General features: G+C 38.7%; 14 protein-coding genes. All 14 read right to left on the bottom strand.

Translation table 11 applies throughout. The features are described 5' to 3' along the window. Positions 1–94: 94 nt before the first annotated feature. On the bottom strand, positions 95–901 hold the full coding sequence (locus tag PK547_01235) for a hypothetical protein (protein ID HPR91340.1): 807 nt from the start codon (positions 899–901) through the stop codon (positions 95–97). Positions 902–918: 17 nt separating this feature from the next. Continuing rightward, positions 919–1,929, bottom strand: coding sequence for a carbohydrate kinase family protein (locus PK547_01230; protein HPR91339.1), 1,011 nt, complete (start codon positions 1,927–1,929; stop codon positions 919–921). An 8-nt stretch (positions 1,930–1,937) separates the two neighbouring features. Continuing rightward, entirely contained in the window at positions 1,938–2,927 is a 990-nt protein-coding gene (locus PK547_01225) for a transketolase C-terminal domain-containing protein (GenBank protein HPR91338.1), read from the bottom strand. A gap of 2 nt (positions 2,928–2,929) precedes the next feature. Next, on the bottom strand, positions 2,930–3,763 hold the full coding sequence (locus PK547_01220) for a transketolase (GenBank protein ID HPR91337.1): 834 nt from the start codon (positions 3,761–3,763) through the stop codon (positions 2,930–2,932). A gap of 5 nt (positions 3,764–3,768) precedes the next feature. Beyond that, on the bottom strand, positions 3,769–4,437 hold the full coding sequence (locus PK547_01215) for a hypothetical protein (GenBank protein HPR91336.1): 669 nt from the start codon (positions 4,435–4,437) through the stop codon (positions 3,769–3,771). 9 nt (positions 4,438–4,446) lie between these two features. Then, a complete protein-coding gene (locus tag PK547_01210) occupies positions 4,447–4,890 on the bottom strand; it encodes an RpiB/LacA/LacB family sugar-phosphate isomerase (GenBank protein HPR91335.1) in 444 nt (147 codons plus the stop codon). Positions 4,891–4,894: 4 nt separating this feature from the next. Further along, the gene (gene gap / locus PK547_01205) at positions 4,895–5,914 is read right to left on the bottom strand and encodes a type I glyceraldehyde-3-phosphate dehydrogenase (protein HPR91334.1); all 1,020 of its coding nucleotides are present in this window, start codon (positions 5,912–5,914) and stop codon (positions 4,895–4,897) included. Between the two features lie 21 nt (positions 5,915–5,935). Further along, positions 5,936–6,466, bottom strand: a complete 531-nt coding sequence (locus tag PK547_01200; GenBank protein ID HPR91333.1) for a DJ-1/PfpI family protein — start codon at positions 6,464–6,466, stop codon at positions 5,936–5,938. A gap of 115 nt (positions 6,467–6,581) precedes the next feature. Beyond that, positions 6,582–7,067, bottom strand: a complete 486-nt coding sequence (locus PK547_01195) for an RNA methyltransferase (protein HPR91332.1) — start codon at positions 7,065–7,067, stop codon at positions 6,582–6,584. Between the two features lie 50 nt (positions 7,068–7,117). Then, entirely contained in the window at positions 7,118–7,360 is a 243-nt protein-coding gene (locus PK547_01190; protein HPR91331.1) for a glutaredoxin domain-containing protein, read from the bottom strand. A 55-nt stretch (positions 7,361–7,415) separates the two neighbouring features. Further along, positions 7,416–8,021, bottom strand: a complete 606-nt coding sequence (locus PK547_01185; GenBank protein HPR91330.1) for an HD domain-containing protein — start codon at positions 8,019–8,021, stop codon at positions 7,416–7,418. A gap of 157 nt (positions 8,022–8,178) precedes the next feature. Then, complete coding sequence (locus PK547_01180; GenBank protein HPR91329.1) at positions 8,179–12,057, bottom strand: lamin tail domain-containing protein; 3,879 nt, start codon at positions 12,055–12,057, stop codon at positions 8,179–8,181. Between the two features lie 36 nt (positions 12,058–12,093). Further along, a complete protein-coding gene (locus tag PK547_01175; protein HPR91328.1) occupies positions 12,094–12,588 on the bottom strand; it encodes a hypothetical protein in 495 nt (164 codons plus the stop codon). 272 nt (positions 12,589–12,860) lie between these two features. Continuing rightward, positions 12,861–13,066: type II secretion system protein GspE (locus tag PK547_01170; protein HPR91327.1), on the bottom strand; the 206-nt coding region annotated here is incomplete at its 5' end.

Raw genomic sequence — 13,066 nt, 5'->3', positions numbered from 1 at the left:
TTACGGACTAAATAGCTTCCCTCAGTATAAGGCAAATAGATTTTAAAGACAAATCAAAAAATCACCCTTTTTGGGGGGTGATTTTAGAATGTTTTTAGGCCTCGGCCGAATTTGATGATTCTAAAGGAGTGGCTGGATTTTCTGGCTGTGTCGAGGTTGGGGGCGTTTCGGTTTGGGAGACGGCTTTAAGGGAAAGATAGAGCTCATAATTAAAGGCGAGGTTAAATATTGGGACAAGCATTTGTAATAGCTGCCCTACAGGACCAAGCCATTTTAAAAGAATAGAAGCAAGCCCAACCAAAAGCATCCAAACAAATAAATTGTCTGTTACCATCCAGGCATGATTTTTAACTAGATTTTGACTGGCTTTTAGAGCCGTTGTGTTAATTGAACTAGTTTCTATCACTATGAAGGGCACGGCGAAATAAAGAATAGCCAAAATAATTCCAGGAATGACAAACGCCAGGGATGCCAAAGCAATAAGAACACCTGAAAGAAAAAGAGTGCCAAAATATGCCCAATATTTTTTCTTACTTAAATTTAATATTTCCTTAAGGGTTACAGCAGCATCCTCTTTTATAGCTATTAAAAATGCCAAAGAAACAAAACTATATAACATCATAGCTGCTAACCCAATTACCACCGCCAAAACCACGGCTATACCCATCCTGGGAGTAGAAAGCATTGAGGTTAACATCTCGGGATTATAATGGCCTTGAGCCATGAAACTTACAAAAGAGATGCCAGAATTAAAAACAAAAATCGCGCCCACTAATAGAGCAGCAACTAAACCAATGCCCATTTCTAATAATAATAGGTATGCGATATTTTTAAAGCGAGGTTTAATACGTTCCCACGCCCGAGAAATCAATTGATTGAAATTTTCAAAAAATGTTTTCATAAAAAATAAATTAAAAATTAAATTTTGTCGACCATTTTAATATGAACGGTTTTTATAATTTCTGTAGGTAAATTTTTAAAGGAAAATAAGCCTGTAGAAGCGCCCACGAACCTTACTACATTATAAGCATTAACTGTCCCCAAGCGCAAGGCTCTCTCTATGCCGGCAGCCGATTTATCCCAATAAGATAAATTTGGGAAATTATATAACCCATAAACGAAACCGCTCAGAAAAGAGTCGCCTGCCCCAGTTTTTTCTACTAAAGTTTCTGGATGGATGGCTGCTGCGCTCCAAATGGTTTGGCCATCAGACGCCATGGCTCCTCTTTCGCCATCAGTCATTACTACTATGCCTTGTACTAACTTATCCAAAGTTTTAAAAATTTTTTGCCAATGCGCATATTTTTCACCAGTCAAATAAGCGCCCTCTTCCCTATTTAACATAAAAACATCTATCCCATTCAAAAGATTGGGATGGCTTTTAAAAATATCCAAATCTCCCCTGCCAGGATTAGCCGCTAAAATAAATTTCTTATTCCTCTTCTCTTTCAATAACGCCTGCCAAATTTCTTTCTGGCCATTTAAGGAGCCTACTACTACCACTCGACTCTCGGGCATTTTTAAAAAAACGTCCTTGGGCCATTTATAAGCTTCTTCTTTATGGTTAAGTATGGTACGCTCACCGTCTTCATTTACCAAAATGATTGACAAGGGCAAATGGCTTAAAGAATCTAACTGCCAGAGAAAATTAGAGATTCTATTTTGTCTTAAAATATTGGGAATTTTGATATTATCTTCGCCGTTGCAATTTAGGCCTATAACACCAACACTCAAGCCTTGTTTTTTAAAACTAATGGCTGTATTTAAAGCGCTCCCGCCATAAGTAGACACAATTTTCCCCACGCCTAATTTAGCTCCTAAGGGAAGGCAAAGATAAGGTCTTTTTTTTATTTTCTGCGTATGAGCGCGGTCAAGATTACACAAGAATATATCTTGAGTGATGGTCCCGATGGTTAAAATATCCAACATAATCAAAATTAACGATTAAGAATTCTTTTTACGGCCGCAATAATGTCTTTAGCGCCCAGCCCATAATATTCCAATAGCTCTTCAGCTGTGCCCGATTGACCAAATTGGTCATTAATACCCAAAATTTCCATGGGAATAGGCAGATATTGACTGTAAAACTCGCTCACGGCTGAACCGAAGCCGCCAGCCTTTTGATGATTCTCTACCGTCACCACTTTGCCAATATTTTTTCCTATTCTTATTAGGGTAGTTTCATCTAAGGGTTTAACAGTAGAAAAATTAATCACTTCAACTTCTATCCTTCCTTTCAATAGCTCCTTCGCTGCTATCAAAGCTTTGTAGATGATGGGGCCGGTTGCTAAAATAGCTACTGTTGCTTTTTGATTATTTTCTGGCGCCCAAAAAGTTTCCGCTTGACCAATTTTGCAATGAGTATCTAGAGTAGTAATTAAAGGCGTTTTATCTCTATCCAAACGAATATAGGTCGGACCTTGCCATTCAGCCGCTAATAAAGTTAACCGGCGAGCTTCCAGATAGTCGCAAGGCGAGAGCACTGTCATATTGGGCAACACTCTCATAAGGGCAATATCTTCCAGCGCTTGGTGAGTAGCGCCATCCGGTCCCACAGTCAACCCGCTATGTGAACCCACGATTTTGACATTTTGATTGTTGTAACAAATAGTGGTTCTGATTTGCTCCCAAGTTCTGCCGGGAGAAAATACAGCATATGAAGCAGCAAAAGGAATTTTACCCAGATGCGCTAGGCCAGCAGCAACCCCAACTAAATTTTGTTCTGCTACTCCTACTTCAACATAGCTTTCGGGAAAGCGAATTTTAAATTTTTCTACCTGAGTAGATTCGCATAAATCTGCAGATAAAGCTACTACTTGCCTATTTTTTTCTCCTGCCAAAAGGAGCCCTTCTCCGAAACCCACCCGAGTGGTCTCTCTTTTGGCCTTCTCTAGAAAAATCGTTTCCTTAATTCCGTTTTTAAGCATAACTATTCGCTTAATAATTTTATAGCCTTTTCGGCTTCACGAGCATTGGGAGCTTTCCCATGCCATTGCGGCTTATTCTCCATAAATTTTACGCCATAACCAGGAATAGTTTTGGCAATAATTGCCACTGGTCCAACTTTAAAATTTTTAGCTTTATGCAAGGCATAAATTACGCTTTTTAAATCATTACCATCTATTTCCATCGTTTCCCAACCGAAAGAAATATATTTGTCAGCAAGCTTCTCCAAGGGCAAGACTTTTTCTGTCGTTCCGCTTATTTGCATATTATTTCTATCAATAATAACGACTAAATTGTCCAAGTGATACTTGTTCGCCAAAAGGACCGCCTCCCAAGTATTACCTTCATCCTGTTCCCCATCTGACATGAGACAGAAAACATGATTCTTTTTATGATTCATCTTAAGAGCCAGCGCCATTCCTACGGCCTGTGAGAGTCCTTCCCCTAATGGGCCCGAGGTAGTTTCTACACCGGGTAATTCACCCCTGTGCGGATGACCCTGCAGAGGAGAGCCAAAACTACGCAATTCTTTAAGCTTGTCTACAGGGAAAAACCCGGCGTAAGCCAAAACCGCATAATAGGCCGGCGCATAATGGCCGCAAGAAACTACTACGATATCTCTGTTATCCGCTAAAGGATTACTGGTATCGTATTTAACACTACCGCCAAAATAGAGACCGACAAACTCCTCCACGCTTCCCAAAGGACCAGCGGTATGCCCGGAACCGGCAGCGAGAAGCATTTGAATAATTTCAATTCTAATTTTTGTGCACAAGGTTTTGAGCGCCTTAATTTGCTCTTTGGAAGGTAAAGACATAACAGTTAAGCTATTAATTCTTCAAGCATTTTGATACGCGCGAGCGGCTTTTCTTGTCTTTCAAATATAGCTGAACCCACTGCCACTATGCTGGCGCCAGCCTGAAAAATAGATTTAATATTTTCTTCGTTCACCCCGCCGTCTACCTCGATTTTGATTTTAGGATATAACTTGTGAAAATAACGCACTCTTTCTAGAATGGTAGGGTCAAATTCTTGACCGCTAGGGCCGGGTTTAACCCCCAAAAGAAGCAACACATTAATATCATTACCATAAAGTTTTAATTGCTCCAATACGGTGCTATTTAAAGTATCTGGGTTAACAGATAGGCCCACTTCTCCTTTTGTCTCTTTCGCCCAAAGGGTTAAACTTTCTAAATTATTTTTTACTTCAACGGGAACAATGATGCGCTTCGGTTTAACATGAAGCCATTTAGCAATGACTTCGCTCGAATCGCGCACCATTAAGTGCAATTCAAACAAGTAACGAGCCGAATTTTTACTCGGCATTTGTTTGTCATTAATTTTAGACGGATCAGAAAAATTCTTCCAATTAGTAAACTTGCCATCGGCCACATCTATTTGAACCCAACCCGTGTAATTACCGAGCCTTCCTAAGGTAGCAAAAAAATCTTTACTAGTTTTGACATTAATAACTGGTATTATTTTGTCCATAAAATTAGTTTAAATTTTTTCTATTTGCGCTATCTGACTTAAACGACGTTTATATTTTGTCTCATTCTTAAAAGAGGTTCTAAGCCAAGCAATTACTACTTTTTGGGCATCCTTTAAAGTGATGTAATCTGCTGGCAAACAAATAATATTGATATCATCATCTGCTTTAGCTGTTTTGGCAACAGCTGCAGTCCAAACGAGTCCGGCTCTGACATTTTTGAATTTATTGGCTACGATGGAGACGCCCACTCCATTTCCACAAATAAGCAACCCGTAATTTTTTTTAGATGCCCCTACCTGTTGCGCCACTGAGGCTGCTATAGGCGGATAATCATCATTTTCTTCAAGTTTAGAATTACCCAAATCTGTAAAAGGAATTTTTTGCTCAAGCAAATATTTTTTCAATCCTTCTTTTAAAGAGAAACCTCTATGGTCAGCGCCGATAAATAACATAATTTTATAAATAAGGTTGTAATTTAACCACGTGTTCCAAAAGTGTCCAAGTATAGCCCCATTCATTATCATACCAGGCCATGACTTTAACTAAATCGCCGTCAACCACCTTGGTCAAACTGGGGTCCACCAAACAGGGACAGATATTGCCGAGAATATCGCTGGAAACCAAGGGGTCCTTAGTTATCTCCACAATCCCCTGCCAACGACTCGATTGGCTAGCTGCCAATAAAATATTGTTGACTTCTTCTGCCGTTGTTCGGCGCGAAGCCAAAAAAGTAAAGTCTATAAGAGAACCAGAAATAACCGGCACCCTAACAGATAAGCCATCAAATTTATTTTCTAAATTTTTTACTACTTGAGCAACAGAGATAGCGGCTCCAGTTGTGGAGGGCACAATATTATTTGCCCCCGCCCGTCCGCGACGCCAGTCTTTGGAATCGATGCCATCCACTATTTTTTGAGTAGCCGTATAGGCATGGACGGTGTTGAGCATTCCTTTCTGCACCCCCAATTCGTCACTCAATATTTGCGCTAAAGGAGCTAGGGCATTAGTTGTACAGGAACCGTTAGAAGTAATATCTGACAAGGCTAAATCGCTCTCATTAATACCTAAAAGGACAGTTTTGGCTTTAATATCATCTTTTTTAACAGGAGCAGTGATAACTACTCTCTTAGCGCCGGCCTTAATATGGGCAGAAGCCTTATCATAACTTTCAAAAATACCGGTAGCCTCTACTACTACATCTATACCCAAATCCTTCCAGGGCAACTTAATAGGGTCTTTTTCTTGTATTATGAGAATGCTTTGATCGTTTACTACTAAATAATTATTATTATTCCGACTTTGCACTGTTACTTCGGCATTAAATTCTTTGTACACAGAATCATGTTTTAGCAGATAAGCCAAGTTGCTAACATCGCTTAAATCATTAATAGCCACTATCTCTATTTGCGGATAGTTTAAAGACTGCCTTAAAAAGGCTCTGCCGATTCTTCCGAATCCATTAATAGCTATTTTCATGAAGATAAATTTATTCTATTTTTAATTATTTTTAAGTTTAGACACAAGCGCTTGGGCAAAATCTGCAGCAGCCTCTGGTCCGTTGGCGGTAATAATATTTCCATCTTGAACCACGGGTTGGGGCAAGTAAACACATCCGTTTTCCTCTAGTATTTTAACAAATTTTTTATCAAGAGGGCTAGACCAAACTGTGGCTTTCTTGCCATTCAGAATGCCCGCTTTGGCCAAGATGGTAGGGGCTATGCAGATAGCGCCTATAATTTTTCCTTGTTTATTAGCTTCAGCAAGCAAATTATGCACAAGTTTGTCTTCAAAATAAACTTGGGCACCCCCACCGCCAGCTAAAACTACGGCTACGGCTGATTCCAAATCCACATTTCTTAAAGAGGCATCAACTAAAGCTTCTCCCCCGTCTACCCCCTCAGCTAATCCCTTCTCTTGAGCAACTGTTTCCACAAAAAAACCGGCCCGTTCTAAAATCTCCTTCGGCACGAAGTATTCTTCGTCTTTGAAATATTTTTTGGCTATTATGAATATAATTTTTGGAGACATATGTGAATGTGGAATTTAGAAATTGGAATTTAGAATGAATGTAGCCTTTCTCCAGATTCCCTATTCCAAATTCTTGCTTTATGAACTTTATAAACTTTAAGAACTTATATAGCTATTATATCATTTTTTTACTGTGACCGTATTTAAGCTGATACGCTCCTAAAGCAAAGGCCACTTCAACATTGAGAGATTCTTTCATTCCCTCCATGGGAATTTTGAGTACGGCATCGCAGGCTTTAAGAGTAGCTTTGGATATACCTTTTATCTCGTTCCCCACAATTAAGGCTATTTTGGCACTAGGACGGTAGCTATAAAGGTCAAGACTTTCTTCCCCAGTTTCCAGAGCCACTATTTTATAACCTTCCTTTTTTAGTTTTTTAATAAGATTAGAAGCCATGCGAGTTTTTTCCCACTCGATTTTATTTTCCGCCCCCAAGGCTGTTTTGTGCAATTTAGGATGTTCTGGAGTAGGAGTAAAACCTACAAGATAAAGCTTTTTTATACCGCAGGCATCCGAAGTTCTAAAAATTGAACCCACATTGTAGAGGCTTCTGATATTGACAAGAACACCAACTATCTCACAGTTTCCTTTCTTCATCATGTATGTATTATAGCAACAAAAAAGACGGCTTTTAAGCCGCCCCTTTATTTTTATTTTTCCTCCTTGATATTAAGCACTTCGTTTAGTCTTTCTTTATTAAAACCTATAATCAATTCATCATCTATTTCTATAACAGGCACCCCCATTTGTCCGCTTTTTTTTATAAGCTCTTCGGCTAGTAATGGGTCTGTAGATACGTCAATTTCTTCAAACTCAAAACCGTGATTTCTAAGATAATCTTTGGCCGCAGCGCACCAGGGGCAATTAGGCGTACAATAGACTTTTATGTTCATAAGGTTAATTTAATTTGACCACATTATAGCACCCGAGCCTGTTCTTACCAAATTTCTAGATGGCGTTGATTTCGGCTTCTACTGGCAATAGACTTTTTAAAATATCTAACTGCCCTTGAATTCTGTCGCCCATATCATTATCCAGATGAGTTTTTAATATGCCAGCGATAGTAGAATAAAAGGCAATTTTCTTTTCTGGCGAAGCATTAAACCTTTCCCACATAGAGGGGCCAATAGCTTTATAATCAGAGATATAGGAAGCGGCATTGTGAATTTTATCAGCTCCGCAAACAATTAACGAATCCGCGCCGGCAGTTTGCAAGTGTTCTATATACTTTTGTTTTCTTTCCTCCCAAGTTAATTTTTTGTCCGTGCTGTCATTGGCTGTTTTGCATTCGCTTACATCTTTAACTATATCAGCCACTCTTCTGCCGAAATCACTCTCCAATTGCTCATAAGTATAGCCTTCTACATCCTCTAGTGAGTCATGTAAAAGTCCGGCGATTATAACATCTTCATCGTCCGTATATTCTGAAACAATACACGCCACAGCAAAAAGATGGCTGATGTATGGTAAAGTTGGATTCCCTTTTCTGAACTGTTTACAGTGTAACTTACTAGCGTAGTTTATCGCTTCGCTTATTCTCGGTGTCAATTTCATAGACAGTTATTGTAACACTCGACAAGGATTGGAAGCAAGACTAATATGCCATTAGCAGTGAAACTTGTGCCTATTTTTTAATAATTTCATGCTCTTAGGGGTCTATTAAGATAAGTGCCTCACTGCCTCAATAGTTATTCTCCAGACAGAGATTAGGTTAATTAAGCTTGGGGGTAATAAAATACCAATTACCATAAGAGCTGGCTACCTCATAACTCATATCTAATTTTATTTGAGACAAATCTGCAATTCCTAGAGATTTTAAATTGTCCGGCGTCAAGCCATCATTATTTTGAAAATTATAACTACCAGGTTGAGAATTATTGGAAATATTAGTTAAAAGAATACTGTAATGCTTATTTTCAAATGGTATACCCCTTGAGCCATAGCTGATTTCTCCGCCACAATATTGTCCTGGAGGACAAAAAGTCTCCCATGGAATAGATAGTAGGCCGCCTATACTACTATTATTAAGACTATGCCATTTAAAAGTGAGGAAGAAATTAGTATTGGTGGAAGGATATTCAGGCTGTTTCACCACGTCAAAGTCTAAAAATAAATGTTGACCGGTACCTGATTCTGGAGGATTGGTTTGGAAATGTAACTGAACATTTTGAATATAATCACTGAGCGGCTGCTGGTCTGGAATCAGCTTGGGCACAGTGATATTGCCCAAACTGAGTTTAACGCCTTGAAAACCTAATTCGTCAGTCGCCGCAATAGCGCCATAAAAAATAGTATCTTTAAAGCGATTATCTCCTGTATCAAATTCACTATTTTTAAGAAAGATATTGTAATATCCATCTGCGTCTAATCTTAAGCCAGTCTCGCTATCATTTATTTGGAAATATCGGCCCCAATTGCAATAACTGCTCATTTCTCTTCCCTCTTGGCTATCTAAAAATACTCCATATTGAACAGATTGGGGTGATACATTATGGTCCATGGCTGGTTTAAATTTAATCCTTATGCCGCTAGTAGTAGAATCATAATTCAAAGACAAAGATTGCGCATCCATGCTAGGAACTTCAAAATAACTATCCTTGAAGTAATGGCGATAATTATCCGCTTTGAGCAGTTTTAAATGCGTTCCCTCGTCTGCCAAACCATAGGTGGCAACAGTTATATAGTCATGATTGGTCAAGGGCTGCTCTCCAAAGCCATGACTCCCAAAATCATCTATATAGCCATAGGTTTCTACCCAAATATTTTCTTGGTAATAATCTTGATAGTTGCGGCTATTATTAGGATTAGATTGACTAGCTTCCGGTTTAGCCAAAAGTAAAACACTGCTACTAGTGACGCTATAGGGCCCCGAATAAATGAGCAGCAACGCTTTTTGATTATCTCCTTGCCGCACGCCCCATTCACTGGGCTGGCTCCAACTGACATAATCATATTTATCTCCGCTAGGAGGATCTTGATTTAGATAAAAGACCACTGCTTTAATTTCTTGATTATTTACTGGGGTTAGTAATTCGCTCTTTTTAACTTTTAAATAAGCTTTTTTCTCCGTAGGAGTATGCCAGTTCCATTCGAGGCTAGGATACAAATTGTCACCGGGTTCATTATTAATCGGCATTGTAGTTGTAGTTGTAGTCGTATTAACAGGCGCAGAGCAATTAAGGGAGTTTTCTTCTCTCGGAGAACCGTACCCAGATTCGCCACAGTAAGTATGCCAAGTTAAATCACTGCCTCTTTCCATAGTTTTAAAGCTTTCCCTATTTCCCGCTAACCAATTGGGGTCCGCTTTAGCTTGGTCCATTAATCTGCAACCAGCGTCATAAAAACTTAAAATTTCGTTTTCATTATTAAGGGCGCCTGTATAAATTAGGTCAGCTGCCACTTCGGGCACAGAATCATCATTAGTTCTTTCTAAAAGCCATAACTGATGAGCAGGCAGAGTTGTCCCTGTCGGGATAATGATCTTAATGTTCCCTGTTTTATCTAGTATTTGCCAGGAAGAAATATCTACACTATTATCACTAATATTTTTCAATTCTATCCATTCATCATTCACACTGTGCGCGCTCCCCATCCAAGCGATTTCATTGAAAATAACTTGTGGATTATTCTCCAAAATATTACTAGAACAAACAGGAACTGTAGTCGTCGTCGTTTCTTGAGTTGGTATAGTTGTAGCGGTAGAAGCAGTAGTAGTTGTGGCAGGGGGGTTATTGGAGGTTCCATTATTAGTATTAGAAGGTGGCACCCAACCGGAGGGGCTGTTCTCCGCTTTGGGCGTGCCGAAAACATCGTTAAGGCTAGTAGCATAACTGTAAGTATGCCAGGTTAAATCACTGCCTCTTTCCATCGACCTCTTAGAACTGACATCTCCAGCCGGCCAAGTAGAATCGGCTAAGACTGTGTCCATTAAAGAACACTGGCTAGCAAATAATTTCAAACCATCGTTAGAATTATTTAAAGACCCCGAATAGATAAAGTCGCTAGACGTATAAGGCGCGCTAGTCTCATCGGTCCTCTCTAGCAAATAAAACCCATGGGCTGGAATAATTGTATTGGATGGCAAGATAATATTTATATTGCCAGTTTTACTAATTATCTGCCATTGTCCAATATTAACATTTTGGTTGGTTAAATTTTTTAATTCAATCCATTCATCATTCGCACTGTGCGCACTTCCCATCCAAGCAATTTCGTTTAAAATAACCGTTTGACTAGCATTAAAATTCGTTGAGCTAAAAGAACAGCTAGCAAGTTTTAATTTAGTAGTGGTGGTAGTTGTCGGTTTAGTTGTAGTCGTAGTCGTAGTGGTCTTTTTAGTAGTGGTAGTAGTGGGTCTAGTCGTCGCAGTCGACACAACCGTTTTAGTAGTGGCAGTAATTTTAGTCTTAGTAGTGCTAGTAGTAGCTTTCAATGTAGTTAGGGAAGTTTCAGGAGTGGCACTGCTATTGCTCGGATAGGTAGAAACTGGGGTATTTGTTGGCCCACTATTTAGGTTTACCGTTAAATTCAAAAGATTAGCCGCTAATTTAGTTAAAGCGCTTTGATTATTTTGGGCAAGATAGTCTTTTTCTTGAGCGGCCTTTTGCACTTCTTTAAAAAACAAGTCAATAGCGCTACTGCCATAGGAAACAGCTAAGGGAGACAAACTCTGCCAATAGTCTTTGAAAACAATGTCATTGTTAAGGGTATAAACATCTAAACCAGATTTCACTCTATACCCCACCCCTGATTGTTTATAGGCTAAATGAATCGTTTTTCCGTTATAATCTTGCCCCATAACAAAATAGCCTTCAGGCAGTTCTCCCTCGTATTCTGGCTGAGGATACTTATATTCACTGCTTCTGATAGTATCATCGCTATAGTAATAATGATTTACCTTGCTCGCCAAGTCATCGAAAAGACTGTTAAGGCTATCAAATTTTGAAGAAGTTAAACCTTGTTTTTTTAAGGCAGTGGCATAATTTTTAAGAATAGCCCTATCGTATATTTTAGCTCTTTGTTCATAGTCACTCCATGAATATTTTCCCAATATGTCGGGATGAGAATTAGCTCTAACGTGAGCTGGCACAGTAGCATCTTCTATCAAATGCAACACATGCCCTAAGGCCACGAAGGCTTCTTTTTCATGTCCGCTCAGATATTCATAAATAGCTTTGTTCCATGTTTGATTACTATCAAGATTATTAGGACCGAGCCAAAGAGATTGCCAAGTGTCTCGGATGGCTGAAAAATCCATAGCCCCGAAAGCTATTTGGGCATTTTCTGATTGAGACCATTCCTTGGAAGTATAGCCAATATCAGTATTAATAAGGGAAAGATGCCAACCCCGGTTATAAATAGGGTCATAAGCATGATTCAAACATCTTAAGCCATTATCTTCATTCTGGCTTCCCTGTATAAGCCATTCCATCTGGGTATCAGTGATTTTCTTAGGAGCAGAAAAATTATAAAAATTAGCTATATTTTCTGTTAAGCCTGAGTGTGTCGTTAAGGGCGCATAGGCTAAGCCAGAATAGACGGGTATTAAAGTCAAACCGAAACAAACACAAATAAAAATAAAGTATTTCATAAAACAATAAATATAGGGCATTTAAAAATCGATGTTTTACATCGATTTGATTTTCCAAGTTTTATAAGTTCCTGTTATATCATTACCGGGGCGTCTTAGTTCTACTGAAAATTCTCTAAAATTTGGTTTATCGCTTAAAATATTTATGGTCACCATGTCGGGACTATCGGTTATGTATTCTCTCTTAGGGTTTTTATCATCTATAATTTGGCTCAAATAATCTAATAAAACAGTTTTTTCTCCTTTGGCTACAAGCTTGTTCAGGTCTTCTAGTATTCCAGCTTGCTCTTCATAAACAAAATATTTGCTAGCTTTTTGCAAATCACCTTGTTCTAGGGCTGATTTAAAAAGTTTAATAGTTTCTATGGGGGTGGCCCCGCCATTGTCATCGCTAAGAAGATTTGTTTTCAGCTCGCTAAACTTCCTCTGAGCCATTAAGCTTGGCACTATTTTAACGCCTGCATATATTAATATTCCCAAAATAATTGCCCCGCCCAAAATACCTACCAATAACCAATATTTTTTATGCATAGTTAATATTTTTTGTTTTGCGAAACGCAAAACCATTTAAAAAATAATGCAATTTATTATTGCCTTAAAAAGGTGGCAAAAGTCAATAGTTTTTATGGTTTTGCGGAAGCGAGGCCTCCGTTACGGAAGCTCCGCTTCCGTAAAATATATTTTGATTCTATAAAAAATTAATAAACAAAAATCACCCATCAGGGTGATTTTAAATTTTTATTTTTTTGTTCTATCTTCTACTTTATAAACTTTAAAAACTTGATAAACTTTATAAACTATAGTTATTCTTTTATGACTCTGAACAATTCCTCAATAGTAGTCTGGCCCAATTCTGCTTTGCGAAGACCGTCTTCAAACATGGAAATCATGCCTTCTTTGGCAGCCATAGCGCGCAATCCATCCAAAGAGAATTCCGGCTTCTGGATATATAAGCGCATGGGCTCGCTAATATTTAAAACTTCATAAATAGCCACACGCCCTCTGTAAC

The organism is Candidatus Paceibacterota bacterium (genome assembly GCA_035404205.1).
GTDB lineage: Bacteria > Patescibacteriota > Minisyncoccia > UBA6257 > JAVHQB01 > JAVHQB01.
The sequence above is the reverse complement of the archived record's forward strand: the minus strand, read 5'-3'. Positions and strand labels throughout refer to the sequence as shown.

What these genes read in the sequence shown, in the direction of transcription:
- PK547_01235 (HPR91340.1), bottom strand. Translation starts at nt 901, where the DNA reads ATGAAAACATTTTTTGAAAATTTCAATCAATTGATTTCTCGGGCGTGG.
- PK547_01230 (HPR91339.1), bottom strand. Translation starts at nt 1,929, where the DNA reads ATGTTGGATATTTTAACCATCGGGACCATCACTCAAGATATATTCTTG.
- PK547_01225 (HPR91338.1), bottom strand. Translation starts at nt 2,927, where the DNA reads ATGCTTAAAAACGGAATTAAGGAAACGATTTTTCTAGAGAAGGCCAAA.
- PK547_01220 (HPR91337.1), bottom strand. Translation starts at nt 3,763, where the DNA reads ATGTCTTTACCTTCCAAAGAGCAAATTAAGGCGCTCAAAACCTTGTGC.
- PK547_01215 (HPR91336.1), bottom strand. Translation starts at nt 4,437, where the DNA reads ATGGACAAAATAATACCAGTTATTAATGTCAAAACTAGTAAAGATTTT.
- PK547_01210 (HPR91335.1), bottom strand. Translation starts at nt 4,890, where the DNA reads ATGTTATTTATCGGCGCTGACCATAGAGGTTTCTCTTTAAAAGAAGGA.
- gap (HPR91334.1), bottom strand. Translation starts at nt 5,914, where the DNA reads ATGAAAATAGCTATTAATGGATTCGGAAGAATCGGCAGAGCCTTTTTA.
- PK547_01200 (HPR91333.1), bottom strand. Translation starts at nt 6,466, where the DNA reads ATGTCTCCAAAAATTATATTCATAATAGCCAAAAAATATTTCAAAGAC.
- PK547_01195 (HPR91332.1), bottom strand. Translation starts at nt 7,067, where the DNA reads ATGATGAAGAAAGGAAACTGTGAGATAGTTGGTGTTCTTGTCAATATC.
- PK547_01190 (HPR91331.1), bottom strand. Translation starts at nt 7,360, where the DNA reads ATGAACATAAAAGTCTATTGTACGCCTAATTGCCCCTGGTGCGCTGCG.
- PK547_01185 (HPR91330.1), bottom strand. Translation starts at nt 8,021, where the DNA reads ATGAAATTGACACCGAGAATAAGCGAAGCGATAAACTACGCTAGTAAG.
- PK547_01180 (HPR91329.1), bottom strand. Translation starts at nt 12,057, where the DNA reads ATGAAATACTTTATTTTTATTTGTGTTTGTTTCGGTTTGACTTTAATA.
- PK547_01175 (HPR91328.1), bottom strand. Translation starts at nt 12,588, where the DNA reads ATGCATAAAAAATATTGGTTATTGGTAGGTATTTTGGGCGGGGCAATT.